Annotated in this window: 25 protein-coding genes; 14 read left to right on the top strand and 11 right to left on the bottom strand. The window is 39.3% G+C overall.

Translation table 11 applies throughout. The features are described from left to right. Positions 1-8: 8 nt before the first annotated feature. The 11 genes from BKM32_RS02090 (at position 9) to BKM32_RS02040 (ending at position 9,612) form a co-directional block, all read left to right on the top strand. A complete protein-coding gene (locus BKM32_RS02090) occupies positions 9-1,094 on the top strand; it encodes a diphosphomevalonate/mevalonate 3,5-bisphosphate decarboxylase family protein (RefSeq protein ID WP_076662345.1) in 1,086 nt (361 codons plus the stop codon). Positions 1,095-1,152: 58 nt separating this feature from the next. Next, on the top strand, positions 1,153-1,500 hold the full coding sequence (locus tag BKM32_RS02085; RefSeq protein WP_076662344.1) for a four helix bundle protein: 348 nt from the start codon (positions 1,153-1,155) through the stop codon (positions 1,498-1,500). Positions 1,501-1,536: 36 nt separating this feature from the next. Next, on the top strand, positions 1,537-2,466 hold the full coding sequence (locus BKM32_RS02080) for a mevalonate kinase (RefSeq protein ID WP_053976165.1): 930 nt from the start codon (positions 1,537-1,539) through the stop codon (positions 2,464-2,466). 12 nt (positions 2,467-2,478) lie between these two features. Then, a complete protein-coding gene (locus tag BKM32_RS02075; RefSeq protein WP_076662343.1) occupies positions 2,479-3,393 on the top strand; it encodes a geranylgeranylglycerol-phosphate geranylgeranyltransferase in 915 nt (304 codons plus the stop codon). A gap of 44 nt (positions 3,394-3,437) precedes the next feature. Next, positions 3,438-4,277, top strand: a complete 840-nt coding sequence (locus BKM32_RS02070) for a pseudouridine synthase (RefSeq protein ID WP_053976163.1) — start codon at positions 3,438-3,440, stop codon at positions 4,275-4,277. 320 nt (positions 4,278-4,597) lie between these two features. Further along, positions 4,598-5,998, top strand: coding sequence for an arginine decarboxylase (locus BKM32_RS02065; RefSeq protein ID WP_076662342.1), 1,401 nt, complete (start codon positions 4,598-4,600; stop codon positions 5,996-5,998). Beyond that, positions 5,988-6,932, top strand: coding sequence for an agmatinase (gene speB / locus BKM32_RS02060; RefSeq protein ID WP_076662341.1), 945 nt, complete (start codon positions 5,988-5,990; stop codon positions 6,930-6,932). The genes BKM32_RS02065 and speB overlap by 11 nt, the downstream gene beginning before the upstream one ends. Continuing rightward, positions 6,916-7,896, top strand: coding sequence for a deoxyhypusine synthase family protein (locus BKM32_RS02055; protein ID WP_053976160.1), 981 nt, complete (start codon positions 6,916-6,918; stop codon positions 7,894-7,896). Before speB ends, BKM32_RS02055 begins: the two co-directional genes overlap by 17 nt. Positions 7,897-7,898: 2 nt before the next feature. Then, a complete protein-coding gene (locus tag BKM32_RS02050) occupies positions 7,899-8,222 on the top strand; it encodes a hypothetical protein (RefSeq protein WP_076662340.1) in 324 nt (107 codons plus the stop codon). A gap of 197 nt (positions 8,223-8,419) precedes the next feature. Continuing rightward, complete coding sequence (locus tag BKM32_RS02045) at positions 8,420-8,830, top strand: VOC family protein (protein ID WP_076662339.1); 411 nt, start codon at positions 8,420-8,422, stop codon at positions 8,828-8,830. 2 nt (positions 8,831-8,832) lie between these two features. Then, entirely contained in the window at positions 8,833-9,612 is a 780-nt protein-coding gene (locus BKM32_RS02040; RefSeq protein WP_076662338.1) for an RMD1 family protein, read from the top strand. Here the strand turns inward: BKM32_RS02040 and BKM32_RS02035 are convergent. Next, the gene (locus BKM32_RS02035) at positions 9,609-10,352 is read right to left on the bottom strand and encodes an alpha/beta hydrolase (protein WP_253187375.1); all 744 of its coding nucleotides are present in this window, start codon (positions 10,350-10,352) and stop codon (positions 9,609-9,611) included. The two genes, BKM32_RS02040 and BKM32_RS02035, sit on opposite strands and share 4 nt — an antisense overlap. Before the next feature lie 88 nt (positions 10,353-10,440). Beyond that, positions 10,441-11,253, bottom strand: a complete 813-nt coding sequence (locus BKM32_RS02030) for a purine-nucleoside phosphorylase (protein WP_076662336.1) — start codon at positions 11,251-11,253, stop codon at positions 10,441-10,443. 155 nt (positions 11,254-11,408) lie between these two features. Here BKM32_RS02030 and BKM32_RS02025 point away from each other — a divergent pair, with 155 nt between their 5' ends. After that, on the top strand, positions 11,409-11,927 hold the full coding sequence (locus tag BKM32_RS02025; RefSeq protein WP_083702068.1) for a peroxiredoxin-like family protein: 519 nt from the start codon (positions 11,409-11,411) through the stop codon (positions 11,925-11,927). A 140-nt stretch (positions 11,928-12,067) separates the two neighbouring features. Here BKM32_RS02025 and BKM32_RS02020 read toward each other — a convergent pair whose 3' ends face one another. Beyond that, complete coding sequence (locus BKM32_RS02020; RefSeq protein ID WP_076662335.1) at positions 12,068-13,897, bottom strand: DUF885 family protein; 1,830 nt, start codon at positions 13,895-13,897, stop codon at positions 12,068-12,070. A gap of 253 nt (positions 13,898-14,150) precedes the next feature. Between BKM32_RS02020 and katG the strand changes: the two genes are divergently transcribed. Next, positions 14,151-16,424 (top strand): catalase/peroxidase HPI, encoded by a 2,274-nt coding sequence (katG, locus tag BKM32_RS02015; RefSeq protein WP_076662334.1) that lies wholly within the window; start codon positions 14,151-14,153, stop codon positions 16,422-16,424. Positions 16,425-16,489: 65 nt separating this feature from the next. Here the strand turns inward: katG and BKM32_RS02010 are convergent, their stop codons facing one another. From BKM32_RS02010 to BKM32_RS01975, 8 genes are all read right to left on the bottom strand, one after another. Beyond that, positions 16,490-17,173 carry a methyltransferase gene (locus BKM32_RS02010; RefSeq protein WP_076662333.1) on the bottom strand — a complete coding sequence of 228 codons (684 nt, stop codon included), beginning with the start codon at positions 17,171-17,173 and terminating at the stop codon, positions 16,490-16,492. An 18-nt stretch (positions 17,174-17,191) separates the two neighbouring features. Beyond that, positions 17,192-17,689, bottom strand: coding sequence for a DinB family protein (locus BKM32_RS02005; protein WP_076662332.1), 498 nt, complete (start codon positions 17,687-17,689; stop codon positions 17,192-17,194). 136 nt (positions 17,690-17,825) lie between these two features. After that, positions 17,826-18,485 (bottom strand): outer membrane protein, encoded by a 660-nt coding sequence (locus BKM32_RS02000; protein ID WP_123812047.1) that lies wholly within the window; start codon positions 18,483-18,485, stop codon positions 17,826-17,828. Positions 18,486-18,613: 128 nt separating this feature from the next. Then, entirely contained in the window at positions 18,614-19,183 is a 570-nt protein-coding gene (locus BKM32_RS01995; RefSeq protein ID WP_076662330.1) for a DUF4256 domain-containing protein, read from the bottom strand. Positions 19,184-19,262: 79 nt separating this feature from the next. Further along, positions 19,263-21,383, bottom strand: coding sequence for a T9SS type B sorting domain-containing protein (locus BKM32_RS01990; protein ID WP_076662329.1), 2,121 nt, complete (start codon positions 21,381-21,383; stop codon positions 19,263-19,265). Positions 21,384-21,575: 192 nt separating this feature from the next. After that, a complete protein-coding gene (locus BKM32_RS01985; protein ID WP_076662328.1) occupies positions 21,576-22,088 on the bottom strand; it encodes a TrmH family RNA methyltransferase in 513 nt (170 codons plus the stop codon). A gap of 235 nt (positions 22,089-22,323) precedes the next feature. Continuing rightward, positions 22,324-22,494 (bottom strand): DUF1059 domain-containing protein, encoded by a 171-nt coding sequence (locus BKM32_RS01980; RefSeq protein ID WP_076662327.1) that lies wholly within the window; start codon positions 22,492-22,494, stop codon positions 22,324-22,326. 94 nt (positions 22,495-22,588) lie between these two features. Continuing rightward, positions 22,589-23,380 carry a DUF2490 domain-containing protein gene (locus BKM32_RS01975; RefSeq protein ID WP_083702066.1) on the bottom strand — a complete coding sequence of 264 codons (792 nt, stop codon included), beginning with the start codon at positions 23,378-23,380 and terminating at the stop codon, positions 22,589-22,591. A 285-nt stretch (positions 23,381-23,665) separates the two neighbouring features. Here BKM32_RS01975 and BKM32_RS01970 point away from each other — a divergent pair, with 285 nt between their 5' ends. Then, positions 23,666-24,220 carry a YceI family protein gene (locus BKM32_RS01970; RefSeq protein WP_076662325.1) on the top strand — a complete coding sequence of 185 codons (555 nt, stop codon included), beginning with the start codon at positions 23,666-23,668 and terminating at the stop codon, positions 24,218-24,220. Positions 24,221-24,226 lie beyond the last annotated feature (6 nt).

The following is a 24,226-nucleotide window of genomic DNA, read 5'->3' as shown; positions in this document are numbered from 1 at the left end:
ATGAGCAAATGACAGCAAACGATTTTATCCCAAAGCCATACAGTAATCAAGTAGCAAATGGGAAGGTGACTTGGGAGTCGCCAAGTAACATTGCATTGGTGAAATATTGGGGGAAAAAGAAAAATCAAATTCCGGAGAATCCATCCATCAGTTTTACGTTGAACAATTGTAAAACCATTACCACCCTTACATATACAGCCAAAGATAATCATGATGATTTTGAGTTTGAGGTGTTTTTGGATGGCAAGCAAAAGGAGGATTTTAAACCGAAAATTGCTACGTTTTTTCAGAGAGTAGAAAGCTATTTGCCATTTTTAAAGCGTTTTCAATTTAAGATAGAAACCTCCAATACGTTTCCGCATAGTTCTGGGATTGCTTCTTCGGCCAGTGGTATGAGTGCCTTGGCATTGTGCCTTATGAGTATAGAGAGGGAATTGAATCCTGAAATTTCAGAGGAAGAGTTTAAAGCCAAAGCCTCTTTTTTGGCGCGTTTGGGATCGGGAAGTGCCTGCAGAAGTATAGAAGGCGATTTGATTGTTTGGGGAGAAAACGAAACGGTTGAAGGTAGTACCGATTTGTTTGGTGTAAAGTATCCATATACAGTTCACGATAATTTTAAGGAATACCAAGACACGATCTTGTTGGTAGATCGAGGTGAAAAACAGGTGAGCAGTACGGTTGGACACAATTTGATGCATGGTCATCCTTTTGCGGCACAGCGTTTTGAACAAGCACATGAGAATCTAGCAAAATTAAAGCCGATTCTGGAAGTTGGCGATTTAAAGCAATTCATTGCCCTCATAGAAAGTGAGGCGCTTACGCTTCACGCCATGATGATGACGAGCATGCCTTACTTCATTTTGATGAAACCAAATACGCTTGAAATCATCCAAAAGATTTGGGCTTTTAGGGAAAAAACAGGCCTTCACATAGGATTTACCTTGGACGCTGGTGCTAATGTACATGTATTGTATCCAAAAGCAGAAGCAACCCATATTTTGGAATTTATTAAGGACGAGTTGGTTGGCTATTGTCAAAATGAGCAATATATTTGCGACCAAATTGGTTTTGGCGCCAAATTAATTGATAATTAAAGGTGAAAAATGAATAATTTAAGGGACAAAACTTAGTTTAGACTTAAAATTATTCCATATGAAACCCAACCCTATCAAAGAGAAAAGCTTCGACTTTGCTGTAGGAATAGTGAATCTGTATCAAGAATTGACAACTGAGAAAAAGGAATTTGTCATGTCAAGGCAACTTTTAAAGTCGGCAACATCTATAGGGGCGAATGTGCGGGAGGCCGAATTTGCTCAAAGTAAGGCAGATTTCACCAATAAAATGTCGATTAGCTTGAAAGAAGCCAATGAAACCGATTATTGGTTGGATTTATTACACGCCACAAATTATTTGGATTCAAAAGAATTTGATAAATTTAAGCTTAAATCTCAGGAACTGTTAAGGTTGTTGGTGAGTATAGTAAAATCATCTAAACTTTAATTATTAACTTTGCATTAATAATTTTTCATTAAACGAATGAAAGGACCTCTATTTTACTCTAAAATATTACTCTTCGGAGAATATGGAATCATCAAGGATTCCAAGGGATTATCAATACCTTATAACTTTTACAACGGAGCTCTTAAAGTGGCCGATGTGCCAACCGAAGCTTCTAAAAAATCCAATCAAAATCTACGCGACTTTGTAACGTTCTTGGGGCAGTTGGCTTCAGGCTTGGTAACTTTTGATCTGGAAACGTTAAAAAAGGATATTGATGCCGGGATGTATTTTGACTCTTCCATTCCTCAGGGATATGGAGTAGGGAGTAGTGGCGCTTTGGTAGCAGCTATCTATGATAAGTATGCCCAAGATAAAATTACGGTTCTTGAAAATTTAACCAGAGAAAAGCTCTTAAAGCTGAAACTTATTTTTTCTGAAATGGAATCCTTTTTCCACGGAAAATCTTCTGGACTTGATCCTTTAAACAGTTATTTGAGCTTACCAATTCTTATCAATTCCAAAGACAATATTGAAGCTACTGGAATTCCGTCGCAGAAAACCGATGGAAAGGGAGCTGTGTTTTTATTGGATAGTGGTATTATTGGGGAAACCGCGCCTATGGTGCAGATTTTCATGGAAAACATGAAGCAGGAAGGGTTTAGAAACATGATCAAAGATCAGTTCATTAAACATACCGATGCCTGTGTGGAGGATTTCTTGAAAGGTGATTTTAAATCTTTGTTCAAAAACACCAAGCAATTGTCTAAGGTGGTTCTGCATCATTTTAAACCGATGATCCCAAAACAGTTCCATGACCTTTGGAAACAAGGGATTGAAACCAACGATTACTACCTCAAATTATGTGGCTCTGGTGGCGGAGGCTACATTCTTGGATTTACGGAAGACTTAGAAAAGGCGAAACAGGCACTTAAGGGACATAAGCTGGAGGTTGTTTATAACTTTTAAACAGAGCCCTTAATGCTATCCAGAAAACAAAAACATATCCTGCTAAAGTTTTTTAGCATGTTTTCTGTAGTTCGAGGTTACAATATCTTGATGATGGTTGTAGCCCAGTACTTGGCTTCTATCTACATTCTGGCCCACGACAAGTCTGTCAAGGAGGTTATTTTCGATGTGAATTTGTTGATGTTGGTATTGGCTTCTTCAGCGGTGATTGCCGGTGGCTACATTATCAATAACTTTTACGATTCTGAAAAAGATTTGATTAACCGTCCGCAAAAGTCTATGCTGGATAAGTTGGTGAGTCAAAATACCAAATTGTCATTTTACTTCGTCCTTAATTTTATCGCAGTGATTTTGGCTAGCTATGTGTCGTTTAAGGCAGTGTTGTTCTTTTCGGTGTATATTTTTGCCATTTGGCTGTATTCACATAAGTTGAAACGTTTGCCTTTTATTGGGAATTTAACGTCTGCTGTACTTACCATTACGCCTTTTTTCGTGATTTTTATATATTATAAAAACTTCGAGCATGTCATCTTTGTCCATGCCATGTTTTTGTTTTTGATCATATCCATGAGGGAGCTTACCAAGGATCTGGAAAACATTAAAGGCGATTTGGCACAAAACTACCATACCATCCCAATTGTGTATGGTGAAAAGGCTTCCAAATTGATGTTGACGGCCTTGGGAATTTTGACTTTGGTGCCTGCATTATTGCTTATCTATAAGTTTCAAATAGGTAAAATGAGCTACTTTTTTTATTTCAGTTTGGCACTGCTTATGGTCTTTCAATTATTGTTATGGCGCTCGCATTCCAAATTGCAATATTTGATTTTGCATAACATTTTGAAGGTTATCATATTAGCTGGAGTTGTGAGTATTCCTCTTATTGATATTTCCTTGGTTTTGGATAAAATCACTTTAATTGTTTAAGCAAACAATTATCGTCTATCTTTGCAAAGTAAAATTTAGTAACCATGAGCAGAAAACAGGGGAGTGATAAAAAGGGAGGACCTTCAGGAAGAGGTGGAAGAACTAGCCACAAAAAGAGCTATGCAAGAGGCAATGCACCAATAAAGCAGCAATCCAAACCAAACACTGTTTCCAATCCAGATGAGATTAGGCTCAATAAATATATTGCCAATTCAGGAATATGTTCTAGACGCGATGCCGATATGAACATTGCTATGGGATTGGTTACTGTAAATGGCAAAGTGGTTACAGAAATGGGCTATAAAGTGAAATTGGAGGATGAGGTACGCTTTGATGGCGCCCGCATTAATCCAGAGAAAAAAGCCTACGTACTTTTAAACAAGCCTAAGGGGTTTGCTACTACTACAAGTAACTCCAAAGGAATGACCGTAATGGATTTGGTGGCCAACGCTACTTCTTCACGAGTGAAGCCTATTGGGCGTTTGGGACGCAACTCTACAGGGCTGTTGTTGTTTACCAACGATGAGTCTGTTGTAAAGAAATTTACCAACTCCAAAAATGGGGTGTCAAGGTTGTTTCAAATCGATTTGGACAAGAACTTGAAGTTCGAAGATTTGAAAAAAATTCAAGAAGGCCTTAAGATTGATGATAAGCTTGTAGCTGTTGAGGAAGTAAGCTATATCGAAGGGCAGAGCAAGAACCAAATAGGTCTAAAAATCAAGAACACAGGTAATACCATCATACGAACAATTTTTGATCATTTGGGTTACGATATTATTAAAATTGACTGTGTGGCCATTGCGCATCTTACCAAAAAGGACCTTCCTAGAGGACATTGGAAACATCTTTCGGAACAGGAGGTTAATCTCCTGAAAATGATGTAGTTAAAAATTTATAATTTTTTCTAAAAAAAGGGTTTTAATTCAAAATTTTATATTTCATTTGTACTTCTTATAGCTGAACAAATGAGTACTGTTTTTATGTTCGGGCTTTTGAAAATTAGGAAGTCATATTCAAAAGTAACTCATAAGATGAGTATCCGAATTTTAAAGCTAACTTCCGCCCGAAACCCTCTGGTGAGCCAACATTGTTATGGCTTTATTCCTACAACCGAAGCTCAATTACAGCTTTGATATTCTTTTTTTATTCTTAATTTAATATTGAATTAGACCATAATTCACACCTTTAAACTTTAAAATAAAAAATGAATACAAAATATATTGATTTAATCAATCAGTCCTTTTATTTTCCGCAAGAAGAATTTAAACTGGAAGGAAGCAACCTGCAGTTTCACGATATAGATTTAATGAAGTTGGTGGAGGCCTATGGTGCTCCATTAAAATTCACCTATTTACCACAAATTTCAAATAATATTAACAAGGCCAAACAGTGGTTTGCTGCTGCTATTAAAAAGCATGATTACAAGGGCAAGTACAACTATTGTTACTGTACCAAGAGTTCGCACTTTAAACATGTGTTGAACGAGGCTTTGAAGAATGATATTCATATTGAAACCTCTTCGGCATTTGATATTGATATTGTGGAGTCCCTAAAAAAGGAAGGGAAAATTACCAACAAGACCTATGTGATCAGTAATGGGTTCAAACGAGCACAATACATTACCAATATTGCAAGATTGATCAATGAAGGTCACAAAAACTGTATTCCAATTATCGATAATTATGAAGAATTGGATTTGCTTTCCCAAGAAATCAAGGGGAAGTATAAAGTTGGAATACGCATTGCCTCTGAGGAGGAGCCAAAATTTGAGTTTTATACTTCTAGATTAGGGATTGGCTACAAAAATATTGTGCCTTTTTACAACAAGCAGATCAAGGATAACAAGAAGGTAGAGCTAAAAATGTTGCATTTCTTTATCAATACGGGAATTCGCGACAATGCCTACTATTGGAACGAGCTTGCTAAATGTTTGAAGGTATATGTTAACCTGAAGAGAGTTTGTCCAACCTTGGACAGTTTGAACATTGGTGGTGGTTTCCCAATTAAAAATTCATTGGGATTTGAGTTTGATTACGAATACATGGTTGATGAAATCGTTAACCAAATCAACTTATTCTGTCAAGAAGAAGAAGTAGACGTTCCTAATATATTTACTGAATTTGGAAGCTTTACCGTTGGTGAAAGTGGAGGTGCCGTTTACGAAGTGTTGTATCAAAAACAACAAAACGATCGTGAAAAATGGAACATGATCAACTCTTCGTTCATCACGACCTTGCCTGATACCTGGGCCATCAATAAGCGTTTTGTGATGCTGCCGGTAAATAGATGGAACGATACCTATGAGCGCGTATTACTTGGTGGTTTGACCTGCGATAGTGATGATTATTACAATAGCGAACAACACATGAATGCGATTTATCTGCCTAAGTACAACAAAGATAAACCGCTGTATATAGGGTTCTTTAACACAGGTGCCTATCAAGAAACCATTGGGGGATTTGGAGGGTTGCAACACTGTTTGATCCCTTCGCCAAAACATATATTAATAGACAAAGACGAAGATGGCAACATCACAACAAAATTATTTAGTGAACAACAAAAAAGTGAAGACTTACTTAAAATTTTAGGTTACCATGAGCAATAAATCTTATGCTGGGATTTCTGAGGAATATTCCAAGTTAGACAGTTCAAAAATTGTGTTGATCCCTGTACCTTATGAGGGTGCAAGTACTGGGCAAACAGGTGCCGACAAAGGCCCTGAAGCCTTTTTGAATGCTTCGGAACATATGGAACTTTATGACATAGAAACCGATACCGAAGTATACAAACAAGGAATTTATCTTTCAAATCCCGTAACTGAAAATGCTTCTCCGGAAGCCGTGGTGGAGGCTGTTCATGAAGCCACAAAAAAGTATATTAAGCGCAATAAATTTGTAACTTTGTTTGGAGGGGAGCATTCCGTTTCCATTGGAAGTGTTAGAGCTTTCAACGAGCTTTTCGATAACCTTACGGTTTTGCATATCGATGCCCATGCCTCTTTGCGTAAGTCATACAATGGTTCCAAATTCAATCAGGCTTGTGCCATGTACGAAGCGAGTCAAAATACAAATTTGATTCAGGTTGGTATTCGTTCTATGGATATCAAGGAAACTTCCGTAATGGATGAAGAAAAAATCTACTTTGCCCACGAAATGGCTGTAGATGATGCCTGGATGGACAACGTAGTCGATCAGTTAACTGATAATGTATTCATTTCTTTCGATTTGGATGCTTTAGACGTTTCCATTATGCCAAGTGTAGGCAAGCCACAACCAGGAGGCTTGTTTTGGTACGAAACCTTGGAATTCTTGAAACAGGTGTTTGAAGAGCGCAACGTGGTTGGTTTTAATATTGTAGGGCTTTGTCCAAATGAAAATAGCAAAGCTTCGGACTTTTTAAGTGCGACTTTGTGTTATAAAATGCTGTCTTACAAATTCTTAGGAAGCGAGGCTGATGAAGATTTTGATAATAATTTTAACGAGAATAGTTTAGGTATAAATAAATTTTCTAAATTTAGTGATAATGACGACGACAACTAAAGGACATATTTCACAGTTCATTGAAAAGTACTATTTACATTTCAATGCGGCTGCTCTTGTAGATGCTGCAAAGGGTTATGAAGAACAATTAAACAAGGGAGCCAAAATGTTGGTGTCCTTGGCTGGAGCCATGAGTACGGCAGAATTAGGTAAGATATTTGCCGAAATGATTCGCCAAGATAAAGTACAGATTATTTCTTGTACAGGTGCCAACTTGGAAGAGGATATCATGAATTTGGTGGCACATTCCCACTATAAAAGAGTGCCAAATTATAGAGATTTGACGCCTCAGGAAGAATGGGATTTATTGGAGCAAGGGTTGAATAGGGTAACCGATACTTGTATCCCAGAAGAAGAAGCGTTCAGACGTCTTCAAAAGCATATTCATAAAATTTGGAAAGATGCGGAAGACAATGGCGAACGTTATTTTCCTCACGAATTTATGTATAAAATGCTGTTGTCTGGAGTCTTGGAAGAATACTACGAAATCGACCTAAAAGATTCTTGGATGTATGCGGCTGCGGAAAAGAATTTGCCTATTATTGTACCAGGTTGGGAAGACAGTACCATGGGTAATATCTTTGCAAGCTACGTTCTTAAAGGTGAGTTGAAAGCCAGTACAATGAAGTCTGGAATTGAATACATGACCTTCTTGGCCGATTGGTATACAGAGAATTCTGAAAACGGAATTGGGTTCTTCCAAATAGGAGGAGGTATCGCTGGAGATTTCCCTATTTGTGTGGTGCCAATGCTGTATCAGGATATGGAAAGAACAGACACCCCGTTCTGGAGTTATTTCTGCCAAATTAGTGATTCAACCACCAGTTATGGGTCTTATTCAGGCGCTGTTCCTAATGAGAAAATAACTTGGGGTAAATTAGATATCGATACACCAAAATATATAATAGAAAGTGATGCAACCATCGTTGCACCTCTAATTTTTGCCTATTTATTAGACATGTAATTATGAATAAGAAAGACAATAGAAAACGTGTAATAGTTGACTTTAAAAAGCTAACCCCTGAAATTTTGTCCCTTTTGGTACAAAAGTATCCTGATGGATATGATGACGACCAAATTATATCTTTCAAGAATGCCAAAAATGAATGGGTAGAATGTGTGGAGGTGTCAACAGAGGATACTAAGTACTTGGTAAAAGTAAGTACCAAGCTTGCCGTGACGATGGAAAACTATGATGAAGATGATTATGAAGATTACGACAGCAATGATCCAGAAGCTGTTCAAGATCCTGAGCTACCGATAGAGGACGAGAGTAGCGACGAGGATTAAAACGTCATAATTCATCTGTGAAATAAGGTCTTTCAAAAAGGTGGAATATTTCAAAATACAGAAGAAGCTGCTCAATTTGGGCAGCTTTTTTTATCCCTAGTTTTAGAGAAGTTTTTTGTGTTTTCTAAGGTCTATTTTTTGTTGGCAACTGCACTGTGTGTCAAAAAATACTCTAAATTTATATAAATCAATGGTCTATGGAAACTCAATTTCACCTCTCATTGCCCTGTTTGAGTATTAGTAAAACTAGAGCGTTTTATACAGACGTATTGGGCGCCAAAGCTGGGCGTTCTTCCCAGAATTGGGTAGATATCGATTTGTTTGGTCACCAAATTACCTTTACCAAAAGTGGCCCCTTCAATTTTGATTACAAAAACTACAGTTTTGGAGGGCAGGTATTGCCTTCGTTTCATTTTGGAGTGATATTAGATCGCCGATCATGGAAAGTGCTGTTCCAAAAATTAAGTCAAAAGGAGGTGCTGCTACAATCCGAACTAGATTTTCTCTCTGGGAAATCAGGTGAGCACCAATCGTTTTTTATAAAGGATCCCAATGATTACACAGTAGAGTTTAAATGTTTTACAAATCCAGACGAAATTTTTAAATAGTAATGTATACTGTAATTGCCTACCAAATAGCCGCGGCTATTCAGATTAGGGAGTGTAGGAATAGGTTGGGTTGGCGACTGTTGTTTTCAGACAGCGATGAACTGTTCTATCGTGTTGCCGAAACGAAATTCTTTTATATTTTCCAATATGGCATGGTGAGTTTTTTCAATATGTCTTCACAGGAAATTGAAGATGCTTTGGAGAAGATCAAACCTTTCTGTAGGGATTTCATGGACGATAGAATCTCTGAAGAAGTTGAAGTGGTTATTCAAGATGGAATTTTGAAGGTGGAATTTGAGCAGGTAATACTTCCAGAGATCAATAGTGAAATGGTTCGGTTGGTCATGCTCAATGCTTCACAATCTGTGGCTTTAAACCGTTATTCTGAAATTACCGAAGAATTGCTTATCGAAACCAATAGGCATACCCAATATTTGGAGACCAATGGTAAATTGGACATTTCTGGAAACAAATTGAAACGCTTTATTGGGAAGGTACTGAACATTAAAAACAGGATTTCCGAAAACCTCTATATTTTTGATGCACCCATAATAACCTGGGAAAACGAACAGCTCAACAAACTTAACTACGACTTAAAACAATCCTTCGATTTAAAGGATCGCTATAACCTTATTCACGACCGCATTGAAATCATCAAAGAAAATTTGGAGCTTTTCAAAGATATCATGGACCACAATGAAAGCAGTAGGTTGGAGTGGATCATCATCATTCTTATTGTGATAGAAGTAGTCGATTTGTTTATTGCCAAATTAATCCTCTAAAGGATCTTTTTTAGCGCGTCGTAGTACTGTTTAGAAATGTGAATGCTATTGTGGGAGGCGTCTTGTATAAGAGTCAACTCAATATTGTTGGGGTTGAGTTGCTGTAATTTTTGAGAATTCGTTTCAGTCTTAATCAAGAAATCCTTAGTGCCATGGAACATGTAAATAGGGCACTTAATATCCTTGATGAATTGATAGGTTGGTATGTCATATTTCAATAGAAACTTTGGCACGGGTGGTGCAATTTCTTCCGTGATCAAGGTTTGCCAAGAGTAATAGGGAGCATTTAAGATGAGCATTTTTGGATGGTTATTGGCTGCTAGGTAAGCCGCTAGGCCAGAGCCCAAAGAAAAGCCCAATACTACAATGTTATCTTCAGAATAATGTGTTTTGGTAAAGTCGTAGACCTTTTGCACATCGTTGAAAAGTTGGTCGCTGTTAGTGTATTCCCCATCACTTTTTCCATAGCCTCGATAATCCACAAACAGAATGTCGTAACCATTACCTAAGTAAAGTGGTGCCCGTTTTCCCCAATCATGGATGGCTCCGGCATTGCCGTGCAGATACAAAATAACACCTTTTGGATTAGGGGTTTTAAACAAGACAGCATTCAAGGAAATATGGTCTTCCACTTCAATATTTAACTCTTCAAAAGGTTGTTTGAACTTAAAGGCATAGGCCTTGTCCAAAAGTTTAGGATTGAAGAAAAAACGTTCCTGTTTAAAGTATAAAAAGGTCAAAGTGGCAAAATATAATATTACCAGCCCCAGAAGGATGCGTAGAAATCGCCTGAGTATTTTCTTTGGATTTATTTTCAATGTAAGAGAACTAAAGAGAAGCTATAAAAGCCTTGGTAAGGACAATTAAATTGGGCTCGGCCAAAGCGGCTGTGGCAATTATATCATCAATATTCACAGGCTGTAGATTGTCCGGATCACCTTCATCAGTCAAGACAGAAATAGCCACCGCACGTAATTTTAAATGGTTGGCCACAATAATTTCAGGAACGGTACTCATACCAACAGCATCGGCTCCTAAAATCTTCAACATACGGTATTCGGCCTTGGTTTCTAATTGTGGTCCCAATACACTGGCATAAACACCTTCGTTCAATTTAATGTTATGTTGTTGTGCCAAAGTTCTAAGGGTATTGTTCAATTCTTCATCATAGGGTTGGCTCATATCGGCAAAACGTTCTCCTAATTGTGACACTCCTTTAAACGCTAATGGAGAATTTCCCAACAAGTTAATATGGTCTGTAATGAGCATCAATTCACCTTTCTTAAATTCAGGATTGATGGCACCAGAAGCATTAGAAACTAAAAGGGTGTGGATGCCCAGTTTCTCCATGATGCGTACCGGATACGTAACGTCTTGTAACGAATAGCCTTCGTAAAAGTGAAAACGCCCCTGCATGATCACTACTTTTTTGCCTTCCAGTTCTCCATAAATCAATTTTCCTTTATGGAATTCAACCGTGGCGGTGGGAAAATTAGGGATGTGGTTATAGCTTACTTCCTTTAAAATGGTGACGTCGTCAACTAAGGCTCCCAAGCCAGTTCCTAAGATGATACCCACTTCGGGAGCGTCAAATCCTTTTTCCTTTAAATACTCAACGGTTTCAGTGATGTAGTTAATCATGTGCAGTACGTTTATTACTTTCAAAAATATCCATTATACCACGAATTTCAAACAATTAAATAGCTAAATTGTTGCTAAATGTAAGGCGTAGGTCATTGCCAAGACCAATGAAGGAAATTGTAATAATACACCTATAAACCAAATTGAAATAACACATGACTTCCAAATTATTCATTCTATTTTGTTGTTTTACCTTAATGGTTCAGTCACAAATTCCTAAACAAGCCGAAGATGTTAGTCCTTTACTTGTAGGAGAAACCATTCCAAAAGCCAAGGTTTTGGATCTTAATGGGGATGAAGTGTCTCTGCAAAATTTGATAAAGGAAAAGCCAACGGTTCTGGTATTTTATAGAGGAGGCTGGTGTCCTTATTGTAATACACAGCTGGGGGCTTTGGCTGAGACGGAAAAAGAAATTTTGGATTTGGGTTACCAAATAATTGCAATAAGCCCAGATCATTTCAAATATTTGAAGCCGACAGTTTTTACGCATGCCATGAATTACCAAGTGTATTCCGATCCTGAGGCCAAGTTAATACAGGAGCTTGGTATTGGTTTTAAAACTCCCGACATGACAAAAATGTACATCGCCAATAAAACTAAATTGGACGCTACGAATATTTTGCCTGTGCCTTCTGTTTTTTGTGTTGAATACTTCCGGCGATATTCTGTTTGAATATATCAATCCTAATTATAAGGTGCGGTTAAGTACGCCCTTATTGCTAGCCGTTTTGGAAGCTTTAAAAGAGGAATAAAAATACAAAAGCCGAGACAATTACATCTCGGCTTTTTTTATCTAGGATTATTGTTTTTTGATTATTCTTTGGAGGCAATCCATTCGTTAACCAAATCTTCCAACACGCTTAAAGGAACGGCTCCATTGGTCAATACCACTTCATGGAATTCTCTAAGGTCGAACTTATCTCCCAATTTTTCCTTGGCCATCTTACGCAATTCCAAAATCTTGAGCATGCCAATTTTGTAGGCTGTAGCCTGGCCTGGCATCACAATATGGCGCTCTACCATGCGCACACATTCGCGGTCACTACCAGAAGTATTGGTCATATAATAATCGATACCTTCTTGTCTAGTCCATTTTTTGGCATGGATTCCCGTATCGACAACTAAGCGGCAGGCTCTCCAAAGTTCCATGGCCAAACGCCCATAGTTGGAGTAAGGATCTTCATAGAAGCCCATTTCCTTCGGGATGAATTCGCTGTAAAGTCCCCAACCTTCAACATAAGCAGTGTAGCTTCCAAATTTTCTGAATTTAGGAATCCCAGTTAGCTCTTGAGCAATGCTTCTGTCCATATGGTGACCAGGAATACCTTCGTGATACGCCAAGGCCTCCATTTCAAACTTAGGCATGTTTTTGGTGTTGGCTAGATTGGCATAGTAAGTTCCAGGACGTGACCCGTCTGGGGTTCCTGAATTGTAAAAAGCTTTTCCGGCTGAGTTTTCACGGAAGGCTTCTACACGTTTCACTTGGATTTCAGCTTTAGGTTTGGTGATAAAAATGTCGTCCAAACGTCCGCGCATCGTATTGATGATATCCGTTGCTTTAGCAATATATTCCGCTTTGCCTTCTTCGGTATTTGGATAGTAAAACTGCTCGTCTTCTTTTAAGAATTTAAAGAAGTCCTGTAAGCTGCCTTCAAAGTTTACCTCTTTCATGATTTCCTTCATCTCACCATGAATACGAGCCACTTCTTTCAATCCTATTTCATGGATTTCATCAGCAGTTAGATTGGTGGTGGTAATGCGTTGTAAACGGTTTTGGTAAAATGCTTCGCCTTCAGGGAATTTCCAACAACCGTCATCTGTAGTAGCTCTGGTAGCTTGGGATTCCAAAAATGCGATGAGTTTATCATAGCCTGGTTTTACGCTGGTTTTTAATGCTTCTTCTGCATCATTGATCAAAGCTGCTTTATTGGTGTCAGCAATAGTCAAGGCATTTACTTTGGTTTCAAAATCATTAAGAAGGGTAGAAGGCGAACCTGTATCAAAAGGAGCACCTTTGATAATATTTTTGCAGTCTTCAATGACTCTTGGGAATACAAATTTTGGAGTTACAATACCGTTGGTTTCACGAATTTCCAAATTCTTAATCAATTGGTCAAATAAGGGTTCAACCCCTTTCAGTCTGGAAATGTAGGCAACTGCATCACTGGAATCTGCTACTGAGTGAATGTTGATTAAGAATGAAGGGATTTCTGAGTGCATCCCATGCATTTGGTTGACAGGATAGTTGTAAAAACGCCATTTGTAATCTGCAATGTTATGCTCCAAGCCTTCAACAAATAATTTATAGCTCAGTTTTGTTTGGGTATCTAAAGCTTTGGGATCAATGGAATCTTTGGCGTATTGCAATTCTGTTTTGGCAATTTCCAGAGATTCATCCAAATGTTCTGGAGAAATATCATCCCATTTATCGTAGTCTTTTTTTATGCCCAAGTAACTTTGTTCCATTGGGGAGCGATCAAGGCCAAGATCGAAACTTTTATCAAAAAAGGCATTGGCTTTATCTGAATTCTCTTTAATGAGATCTACTGTGAACTCCGTTTTATCTTTTTGCGCTTTGTCTTCTCCACAGCCCGCAAGACTTATCAAGGCTAGGGAAGCAAGGGTTAATCGTAAAGTTTTCATAAATAACTTATGTGTTTTAAAATCATGATGGTTGTAAAACTAATCTTTTTTTACAATAAGCAGGTATTTCATTAAGAATCCCCTTTGTAAGGCATTTCTAACTATAAGGGTTTAAGGTTCTTATTTAAAATCGTGAATCTGTATTGATTTTAATGATGGTAAAATAAAAACTATTGATGGTACTTATAGTGTTGACCATTGTTATATGGAGTATTCTTGCACCGTAAAATCTCATTAACTAAGCATAAAGGATATGAAAAAAACACTAACACGTGCCTTATTGGTAGCCATAGGTGTAACTATGGTGGCCTGTCAAGGAAACTCAGAGCACACAGCTCAAGTGGATGCCAGTTCTGGTGCCACTAAGAAAAGTAGTTCCAATATGAAGGCGACCAGCAACAGCGATTGGTGGCCAAATCAATTGAACTTGGGGATTCTTAGACAAAATTCAGACTTGTCTAACCCAATGGAGGAAGACTTTGATTACATTGAAGAATTCAACAGCCTAGACTATAACGCTCTTAAAGGAGATATTAGAAAAGTTTTGACAGAGTCTCAAGATTGGTGGCCAGCAGATTTTGGTCACTATGGAGGATTGTTCATCCGTATGGCTTGGCATAGTGCCGGGACCTATCGTTCTGCCGATGGTCGTGGAGGATCACGTGCGGGACAACAACGTTTTGCACCGCTTAACAGTTGGCCAGACAACGCGAACTTGGATAAGGCGAGACGTTTAATTTGGCCAATCAAACAAAAGTATGGTAAGAAGATTTCTTGGGCCGATTTAATGGTATTGACAGGAAACGTTGCCTTGGAAGATATGGGCTTTGAAACTTTTGGTTTTGCTGGAGGTAGAGAAGACATGTGGGAACCAGAAATTGATGTATACTGGGGAGCTGAGAAAGAATGGTTAAGTGACGAAAAGCGTTACTCCGGAGAACGTGAATTAGAAAATCCTTTGGCAGCAGTACAAATGGGATTGATTTACGTAAACCCAGAAGGACCTAACGGTGTGCCAGATCCATTATTGGCAGCAGACGACATTCGCGCTACGTTTGGTAGAATGGGAATGAATGAAGAGGAAACAGTAGCACTTATCGCTGGTGGACACACTTTAGGGAAAGCCCACGGAGCAGGACCTGCAACTCATGTAGGAGCAGATCCAGAAGGTGCTGGAATCGAGGAGCAAGGTTTTGGATGGAAGAGTTCTTATAAGTCTGGAAAAGGTGCCGATGCCATTACTTCTGGTTTGGAAGTAACGTGGACTGCTACGCCTACAAGATGGAGTCATATGTTTTTCTTCAGTTTGTTTGAAAACGAATGGGAATTGACTAAAAGTCCAGCAGGAGGTCACCAATGGGTAGCCAAAGGTGAGCCTAAAATGATGGTGCCAGATGCTTACGATTCTGAGAAGAAGCACAAGCCTACTATGTTCACTACCGATTTGTCTTTAAGAATGGATCCTAGTTTTGAAAAGATTTCTAGAAAATTCTATGAGAACCCAGAATCATTCAACGAAGCTTTTGCTCGTGCATGGTTTAAGTTGACCCACAGAGATATGGGACCAAAAACAACCTATTTAGGTCCTGAAGCGCCAACTGAAGATTTGATTTGGCAAGATCCAATTCCTGCGGTTAACCACGAATTGATCAACAAAAAGGATATTGAAAGCTTGAAAGCTAGCATCCTTAACTCAGGATTGACCATCAATGAAATGGTAACGACTGCTTGGGCTTCTGCATCTACTTATAGAGGTTCAGACAGAAGAGGTGGTGCCAACGGTGCGAGAATTAGATTGGCGCCTCAAAAAGATTGGGAAGTAAATAACCCTAAGCAATTGGCTAAAGTATTGGGAGTTCTTGAAAACATTCAAGCGGAATTCAATGCTAAGTCTGGAGCTAAGAAAGTATCTATGGCCGATTTAATTGTATTGGCTGGAGCAGCAGGAGTTGAGAAGGCAGCGGCTAACGCAGGACATAGCGTAAATGTACCATTTGTACCTGGACGTATGGATGCCGTTCAAGACCAAACCGATGTAGAATCTTTCGGATTGTTGGAGCCAATGGCTGACGGATTCCGTAACTACTTGAAAACGCAATACACCATTTCAACAGAAGAATTGTTGGTGGACAAAGCACAATTGTTAACCCTTACAGCTCCTGAAATGACTGTGTTGGTTGGTGGAATGAGAGCTATGGGAGCTAACTATGACGGTTCTAAGCACGGAATTTTCACAGATAGCAATGAACAATTAAACAATGGATTCTTTGTAAATCTATTGGATATGAGCACTGAGTGGAAAGCTATCAACGACACCAAAGAAACCTTCGAAGGAAGAGACAGAGCTACTGGTGAGTTGAAGTATACTGCTACTCGTGCCGACCTTATCTTTGGTTCTAACTCTGAGTTAAGAGCCTTGGCAGAAGTGTACGGAAGTGCCGATGCTGAAGCTAAGTTTGTAAAAGACTTCGTGGCAGCTTGGGATAAGGTAATGAAGTTGGATCGCTTTGATTTGATCTATAAATAAATAGTTCCTTTAATTAGAATGAAAGAGGCTGACCTTAGGGTTGGCCTTTTTTGATTAAACGGTTTTTATCCATAGATTTTTACCATGTCTGGCTTCTCCGTAGTGTAGTAATGTACCCAAATGTATAAATGATTGAAGAAGGCAAGCCATAAGGCCGTCTTCGATTCCCAAAGCAAGCCAGGAATCCAAAGTAGAAAGAAACCAAAAACATACATACCATTGCTGGTGTATTTAAAAATACCTTGGCTAACAATAGGGGTGTTTTTGTATTGTTCGGGGTGGAAGTGATCAATGCCAAAGGCTCTATCAATTCCAAAATATGTTTTTACAGAATAAAACAAATACGCTGCAGGAATAAACAAGACGAAGGATGCTGCCAGCGAAAGCCACCTTGGCCAATGTAAGGTATGGGCATTGGAGATAGCTAAAAGAATCAAGCTTATGGGGCGCAAGACAATAAGAACTGCAAAGCCAATTTTATAAAGTTGAAACCCTTTGGAACCAAACCATTTGGAAAGACTCTGAAAATATAGTTCGAAACGCCAGCATAAGAGTACATATACTTGATGCACAATGGGTACGGCAATAGCTAGAAGGCTCCAAGTTTTTGTTGAAATCCCCCAAAGCTGGCCTTCGCTTAATTCGGGGAGATTACTGAAAAGCAGCGATAAAACCATCAAAAGGCCTAAAAGAAAGGCCAAGTGCCAGAATTGCCTTTTAAATATTGGGTTGTAGCTGCTTTTGATCATTTTGGGTTGTTTTGTTGGTTAGGGAAGTGTCATGATTTCGGCTTCCAAGCCTGGTTTGGTTAATCCTAATTGTTCAATACTGAACAAATGAACATGATCTACATTCAAGGTATGGGTAAGTAACAACTGCGTATTGTAAGGCGTAAAGGCATCGTGGGTACCACTTTTTTGCCAATAGCTATCATCAAAACCTTTAAGCATTGTCACCAATTGGTTTCTTAGCCTTGGGAATGCTTCGAGGGCTGATTCCAAGTTTTGTTGAAGGTAATAATCATGAGGTCTTTTTGCGTCAGGGATGTAACTTTGGATGTGTGGGTGTTCTTCTGTTTCAAATTTTTTAAAACGCTCTATCAAGATTGTCTGTGCTTCCACCAAATGGCAAACTTGCTCATGAATGCTCCATTTGTTTTCCACACGTCTAAGTTTGTACAAGTCTGTAGGGATATAATTCAACAAGTTTTGGAGGATTACAGGGGTGTGTTCCAAACTGCTTATAAAATGTTCAATAGCCACCATTTTTTTAGTTTTTTATGGGCTCTATATGGTAATTACAAGTTACAAAAAAGCCACTGTATTATTGCAGTGGCTTCTGTGCTTTGTACTATAAATTAAGTTCTGACTTTTTGGGACAATTGTTTACTCCTTACCCTTTTTAGATAAGCCAGACGATACCAAAATATAAATTGGATGATTTTAATGAGAATGCAAAGGAATTACTTTTTGTATTATCCTCGCCATCTCTTTTGGATTTGGTAGAGTTATATCCTAAAGCGCCTATGTTTGCTTGCATCAAAAAGTTTTTTGATAAACTATAGGAAATACCAGGTCGCAGCCCTATAAATATGTCATGGGATTCTGTGCTATAGGATACTTCGGTTGATACATGTTCAGTGCTTGGTTTATATTTTGAATATCTAGCTTCACCTTGAATGTGCAATGCTAATTTTTTGCTAAGAGGGAAGTGTTTTTTTATATATGGAAATATACCATATTGTTTGGTTGTATTTGTAGAGTTTTCAGAGGGGTCTTCTCTTTGAGATTTGTATTCACGATGGTCATACCCTACGCCTAACCCCAAAATTAAATTGTTGCTAATAGTGTATCCAACCTTAGGGGAAATGGCAAAGCCGTATCCTGTGGATTCTCCTACATAATTTTGGAGGTTCTCACTTTTTCCATAATTAAAGGAAACATCCCCTTCAATGCTCCAAATACCCTTGTCTATTTGGAAGTTGTTGTTGTCCTGTGGACTTTCTTGTGCACTTAAAGCACCGTGGAGTAATACTGTGAAGATCATCAATACTTTTTTCATAATTAAATTTTTAAGATTGTAATCTTCTTCTTTCAATGTTTGTGCCAACAAAAGCACTTAACAACTTATTGGCAATTTCTTAACATTGAAAGCGTTTTCAGCAAAGCGAATAGCTAATGTAAAGATGTCTAAACGTGAAGGCAGCCTCTAAAACCACGGGCGGCATAGTAGCTTTCGGCACCATTGTGGTACACAAAAACGGTATCGTACCTATAATCGGCAAAGAGGGCACCACCTAGCTTTCTGATATTTTCGGGTGTTGCAATCCAACTGGAGGTTTTGGCATCAAAATGCCCTAAGGTTTGTAGGTGTCGGTATTGGGTTTCGTTGAGCAATTCAATGCCCATATCCGCAGCAAGATCTTGGACGTTGTGTTCGGGTTTGAACTTTTTGCGTGACTCTTGGGCCGCCCTGTCGAAGCAGGCGCTTCGTCTGCCTTTTGGACTTTCGGGAGCGCAATCCACAAACAGGTAAGTATCTGTAGAGGAATCGTAATCAATCGCGTCTGGTTCGCCTCCTGTTTCTTCCATTTGGAACAAAGACCACAACTTGCTAGGGCTGTCCTGAAGTTTAGACGCTATATGTTGCCATTCCAAATTGTGGTGACGATGCTTATTCGCTTCAAAGCGTTGTTGCAAGGTGTTTAATATAGATTCTGAAGCTTCGGTGGATAGCTGTTTTATTTGTGGGTTTGTCATCCTGGACTCTTGTTTCTAATTGCAGTGTCCTAAAGATACATATTTGCCCTTAACTTAAGAGGAACTAAAAATAGATGAGTTATCGTTTCAAGGTAAAATGACCTGTGTGGGTTTTGCCGTTTGCCCGTGTTACCACAAACCAATAGTCATTGGATGGCATCATACAGCCATTAAACGTGCCGTCCCAAGCATCGTCTGCCCCCAGGTGTGTCAAGAGCTTACCATATCGGTCATAGATTTTGGTGGTTAATGTGGGCTCTTCGTCGGTAAACTCAATGCTCCAAGTGTCATTGTAGGTATCGCCGTTGGGGGTGAAAAACTTTCTGTAATAAAGTAGATATACCACTTCCGAAGCATTTCCGCAGCCATTTTTCTCCTGTACATATACCATATACTCGCCACTTGGCAGGTCTGTAAACACATTGCTGTCCTGAAATATAAAACCATCTATAGAATATTCATAATTCCCAATATTGCTGTCTGTAAGATTGACGGTTATGGTATTTTGGGAATCGCTCCAATCGTCAATAACAATGTTATCAATGGTAGGGGCATTGCCCAAAACCACGTCAATGTCTAGAGTTAACGAACAGAATATATCACCCAAATCTTGGGTTACCGTTACCGAATAAGTGCCGATCTCGGAAACCATTATGGAAGAAGTAGTTTCTCCAGTGGACCATAGATAGTCATAGAAGCCTGAACCCGCATCCAGAGTAAGTATGGCATCTTCGCAAAGGACCATAGTTTCCTCTAAGGGAGTCTCCGGAGTACTTTGTAATTGCAAGTTCAATTGGGCTATTTGGTAGCATTTATCTGAAGAATCGATTCTAACATATATTGTTTCATCTTCTGAAGTCAATTCATAGGCTTCAGGTGAGCTAATCTGTGAATCTAGAGACGCATTTTCGGCGCCTTCCAAAGAGGTGAAATAGCTGAAGACACAATCGGCACAGGTGGCCAATTCGGCTTCATAATTGGTGATGTTAATAGTTTCTACGCCATCGTTCAAATCATCACAAAAAATATCATACACATCATTGACGGTAAGAGTAGGGGGAAAGATTGTTACGGTTATGCCTAAACGCTCATCACTTTCACAGCCGTTTACGGTTTCTTGGGCCGCATAATACGTCATGCCACTAACCAACGAGGCAGTTTCCATAAGCTGGTTGCCTCCTTCCAAACTGTCGTACCAAACAGCCGAGCCGTTCACTTCCAAATCTGATACGGTGGGCTGTTGTGTTGTGCAAAATTCTTGCACTGTTTCACCGGTCAAAACCACTGGGGTTTCCAATACTTCAATGGTAATGATCTCCGAAACTATCCTACAAGCCGCCGAATCAATATTCCCTTCATCGGCAACGGCCAATCGATACATGTAGGTACCCGGTGTTGAGCTTACCGTAAACGTATAGTCAATAGCTGTGGCTCCCGGAATATCTATCCAGGTACTTCCCTCGTCAGTACTTGTTTGCCATTGGTACATGGGGTTGGTATATCCGGAGGAAACGGTTCCCTGCAAGGTATAGTTTACCGTTTCATTTTCGCACACTGTTAAGGTAGCGTTGGATTCATCTTCCACGGCTGTGGTGACTGTTGGCCCGCAGGGACGAAAAGTAATATCATCTAAGGCAATGTCGTTTCCAGGTGCAGCACCTACCTTGTTGTTGCGCATTCGTATTACAACTGTTTCAATATCGGCGGGTGTGGTAAAGTAGAATCCATACTGTTTCCAAACCGCGCTAGACTGCAAGGGGATGTCCCCAGTGTTGTATGAATTGAGAATTGTGCCATCTTGCTGTTCAATAGTTAGGGTAATGTTTGGCAAGCTATTATCGGCACTGCGAAGCAGGTTCATGATCCAAACCGCAAACTCGTAGGTAGTATTAGGGCAAAGTCCAGTTACGGTTTTCTTATAAAAATAATCGGTGATGGAAAAACTGGCATTCACCACCATCATGTACCCACCTCCCGTATGGTCTGTGGTGGTCCACCAAGTGTTTGGGGTATTGGTGGTGCTTTCGATGGTATAGTAGCCGTCCTGTGGAAAATCGGCCGTAGTCCAACTATAACTGGTGATATCACTGCCCAAAGGCGATCCATGGGTAGCGGTTCCTGAACCAAAATCTATATTTACAATAGGGTCTCCCAAACTGCCCTCGCACAGTTGAGCGTTTACCGAACAGACTGCTGCCATGACAAACAGCAAAAAATAAAGCGATTTTGTAAACAAGGTCTTTTTGTTTACAAATTAGCCTAATGTACTGATGTCCTCAAAAAGAGATCTACTGTTGCGGAAAAGCCATCTACAAATCCCCAAAAACTATCGACCATTAATTGCTGGATGTGCCCAGAGTTTCAAACAGAAGTATATTGTTTTGTGGGAACTTTAAGTTGTCATGTTCCGGCGTTGCCTTTGGGCTTCGTAAAGGACAATACCGGTTGCGGTGGCCAAATTCAAACTTTCTACATTACCCATCATATCAATGCTAATACAAAATTGGCAGCGTTGCAGGACCGTATCACTTAGGCCATTGGCCTCATCGCCAAACCAAATGGCCAATTGAGGTTGGGTTAATGGGCTTTCCGGAAGGCGGTAATGCTGTACTCCGTGGCTATGAGGAGAAGTGCCCACATTGCAAAATCCTTGTTTTTCCAAAAAGTTAAGGCATTCATCAGAAGTGTCAAAGCGTTTTACATGGGTGTATTTTATGGCGCCTTTGGAGTGTTTTAAAATTGATTTGCGTTGGCGCAGTTGTTCCAAATCGCTTTCAAGGCGGTTAAGGCCGTCAATAACGTAAAGCTTATCTACGCCAAGGGCATTAACGTTCCTTATTACGGTGCCAATGTTCATGATATAGTTGGGGTTTTCCAAAACGGCGATAAGTTGCGGAGTGCTCACAGGTTGTTACAAGTTAGGGTATCCAATTTATGCGAAGGTATTACAAATTAAAAAGCCAGTCACGTTTTTATGGTCACTGGCTTTGAATGTTATGGCTAAAATAAATTATGTGCTTAGGAAGGGAGACACTTGCTAGCGCGATTATCAAGACGCTACTGTTTCAAAGGAAGCCCTATACTTCAATTATGTTTTAGTAATGTATGGAGGGCAAAATCCTTGTGGTATTGCTTAAGTGTCAAGTCATCACCGATTTGATTTTTTCAACCACTTCGGGTGTAATCTCGGTTAAGCCGTGAACAGATTTGGCGTGTTCGGCTGCCATTTTTAGGGCTTCTTCCTCTGAGCTGGCTTTGATAACGCCATCACAGTCAAACCCTACGTCCCTGCATTTAATTGTTTTTTCCATGAGTACTTAATTTATATTGATTGTTTAAGTTTCTCTTTGCTAGGGGCGTGTGGTTTAATTTAAGAAAAAATATTGAGGTATAAGGCTTTATGCTTTAAAACTTCTTAAACACCTTCAGTCTAAAAACGATATCGTTGGTGCGTTCATAAACCTCATATTTGGTGTAGTGGTAGGCGGCATTGGCTTCAATTTTAAACCCTTTGTTGATTTTATATCCTATGCCAGGGGTTATGCGAATAACATCGTTAAACTGGGTAGACTTTATCAAATTGAAGAAGAACTCTATTTCCAAGGGCACATAAAAGCCCTGTTCCTCTCCAAAGCCAACACCTTCCAAGCCAATGGTACCCTTTACCTTGTAGCGCAAACGCATCCCAAACACATGGTCATCGTCTAATTCTGTAAACATAAAGCGTTCTTCGAGTTGCAGGGACTGGGCAAATTCAAAACGCGGTGCCCAATAAAAGGCAAAGGTATACCCTTGGTGAGGGCGTATCTCGAACGAATTGATGTCATTTTTGGAACTTAGAAAAAACAGACCAGCTCCTGCATACAGGGTTTCTTTGTGTTTAAAGGCTTTAAACAGCAAGGTATCTGTTGTGTATTGGTAATGGAGCCGGGTAACAAAGCGGTGCCAATGTTTGGGCCAAATGGTGCGGTAGCCAACTTCCAAAGTAAAGCGCTGGTTGTTGCCAATATTCCAATAGGGCCTGAAATCTACCCATAGCTGTCGGGTGAAGTCTGAGGTGTCTTCTTCCTGAGGTTCCTCGGTTTGTGCATATAGGTTTGTAGTGGCATACAAGCAACAAAACAGTACTGCCAACCATAGCTTTGAAGGGCACAAGAAATATTTAGCCTTAGGAAGGAAACACTTGTATGCTGCCATATGTTGCTGTTTTGAGACCTGTAGCAATGCCCTTGCAGCATTGCTTTAAACGCTTAAAAGCGTTGTGATAAACTATTGCGCTCTATAAAAATATCAAGAAATTGGAAAGGAAGCGTATATGATGGGGAGATATTTTTATTCAATTCAAAAGTATGTTAGGTGATGTATTAAAAAATGTTGGAGTAATTATTTTAAATTATTTCGGACTTTTTGGGAATTATTTTCCAGTCTCTTTTTTAGCTAATTATGCGTAACTTTAATAAAGCAATTTTTTAAAAATGTATTATGAAACTATGTGTTAAAACCTTACGTATACTGTTGATAGGATTCTTGTTGTGCAGCAGTTATATTATGAAATCCCAGACCTATGATGTGGCCAATGGAACAGCTTTCTTCAAGGCGAAAATTTCCATTAACTCTTATACGGGGGAGTCTAAAGAATTAAAAGGACATTTGGATGTTGATACCGGGGAATTTGAGTTTCATGTAGCTGTGAATTCCATAGATACAGGAATCAATAAGCGAAATGAACACATGTTTGAACTGTTAAAAAGCAAGGAATATACTTATGTGACGTTTAAAGGAACTTTGGGGCAACCTTTAGATGTGGAATCTCTAGGTTCGCAAACCATTACTGCCCGAGGTACGTTTACATTGGTGGGCACTTCCAAGGAGGTAAGTATTCCACTGGAATTTAGCAAAGAAAAGGATGGCATACGTTTAAAAGCCTCTTGGAAGCTGTTGATTACAGATTATAATCTTGAACCGCCTACAAAAGCATTGATGAAAGTGAAGGATGAGCATGAAATGGGGGTAGATGCCCTGTTGCGAAAAGATTGATGTTAA

Source organism: Mangrovimonas sp. DI 80, from assembly GCF_001975575.1.
Taxonomy (GTDB): Bacteria; Bacteroidota; Bacteroidia; order Flavobacteriales; family Flavobacteriaceae; genus Mangrovimonas_A; species Mangrovimonas_A xylaniphaga.
The sequence above is the reverse complement of the archived record's forward strand: the minus strand, read 5'-3'. Positions and strand labels throughout refer to the sequence as shown.

Excerpts from the sequence above, each read along its gene's own strand:
- BKM32_RS02090 (WP_076662345.1), top strand. The coding sequence starts at position 9 with ATGACAGCAAACGATTTTATCCCAAAGCCATACAGTAATCAAGTAGCA.
- BKM32_RS02085 (WP_076662344.1), top strand. The coding sequence starts at position 1,153 with ATGAAACCCAACCCTATCAAAGAGAAAAGCTTCGACTTTGCTGTAGGA.
- BKM32_RS02080 (WP_053976165.1), top strand. The coding sequence starts at position 1,537 with ATGAAAGGACCTCTATTTTACTCTAAAATATTACTCTTCGGAGAATAT.
- BKM32_RS02075 (WP_076662343.1), top strand. The coding sequence starts at position 2,479 with ATGCTATCCAGAAAACAAAAACATATCCTGCTAAAGTTTTTTAGCATG.
- BKM32_RS02070 (WP_053976163.1), top strand. The coding sequence starts at position 3,438 with ATGAGCAGAAAACAGGGGAGTGATAAAAAGGGAGGACCTTCAGGAAGA.
- BKM32_RS02065 (WP_076662342.1), top strand. The coding sequence starts at position 4,598 with ATGAATACAAAATATATTGATTTAATCAATCAGTCCTTTTATTTTCCG.
- speB (WP_076662341.1), top strand. The coding sequence starts at position 5,988 with ATGAGCAATAAATCTTATGCTGGGATTTCTGAGGAATATTCCAAGTTA.
- BKM32_RS02055 (WP_053976160.1), top strand. The coding sequence starts at position 6,916 with ATGACGACGACAACTAAAGGACATATTTCACAGTTCATTGAAAAGTAC.
- BKM32_RS02050 (WP_076662340.1), top strand. The coding sequence starts at position 7,899 with ATGAATAAGAAAGACAATAGAAAACGTGTAATAGTTGACTTTAAAAAG.
- BKM32_RS02045 (WP_076662339.1), top strand. The coding sequence starts at position 8,420 with ATGGAAACTCAATTTCACCTCTCATTGCCCTGTTTGAGTATTAGTAAA.
- BKM32_RS02040 (WP_076662338.1), top strand. The coding sequence starts at position 8,833 with ATGTATACTGTAATTGCCTACCAAATAGCCGCGGCTATTCAGATTAGG.
- BKM32_RS02030 (WP_076662336.1), bottom strand. The coding sequence starts at position 11,253 with ATGATTAACTACATCACTGAAACCGTTGAGTATTTAAAGGAAAAAGGA.
- BKM32_RS02025 (WP_083702068.1), top strand. The coding sequence starts at position 11,409 with ATGACTTCCAAATTATTCATTCTATTTTGTTGTTTTACCTTAATGGTT.
- BKM32_RS02020 (WP_076662335.1), bottom strand. The coding sequence starts at position 13,897 with ATGAAAACTTTACGATTAACCCTTGCTTCCCTAGCCTTGATAAGTCTT.
- katG (WP_076662334.1), top strand. The coding sequence starts at position 14,151 with ATGAAAAAAACACTAACACGTGCCTTATTGGTAGCCATAGGTGTAACT.
- BKM32_RS02010 (WP_076662333.1), bottom strand. The coding sequence starts at position 17,173 with ATGATCAAAAGCAGCTACAACCCAATATTTAAAAGGCAATTCTGGCAC.
- BKM32_RS02005 (WP_076662332.1), bottom strand. The coding sequence starts at position 17,689 with ATGGTGGCTATTGAACATTTTATAAGCAGTTTGGAACACACCCCTGTA.
- BKM32_RS02000 (WP_123812047.1), bottom strand. The coding sequence starts at position 18,485 with ATGAAAAAAGTATTGATGATCTTCACAGTATTACTCCACGGTGCTTTA.
- BKM32_RS01995 (WP_076662330.1), bottom strand. The coding sequence starts at position 19,183 with ATGACAAACCCACAAATAAAACAGCTATCCACCGAAGCTTCAGAATCT.
- BKM32_RS01990 (WP_076662329.1), bottom strand. The coding sequence starts at position 21,383 with ATGGCAGCAGTCTGTTCGGTAAACGCTCAACTGTGCGAGGGCAGTTTG.
- BKM32_RS01980 (WP_076662327.1), bottom strand. The coding sequence starts at position 22,494 with ATGGAAAAAACAATTAAATGCAGGGACGTAGGGTTTGACTGTGATGGC.
- BKM32_RS01975 (WP_083702066.1), bottom strand. The coding sequence starts at position 23,380 with ATGGCAGCATACAAGTGTTTCCTTCCTAAGGCTAAATATTTCTTGTGC.
- BKM32_RS01970 (WP_076662325.1), top strand. The coding sequence starts at position 23,666 with ATGAAACTATGTGTTAAAACCTTACGTATACTGTTGATAGGATTCTTG.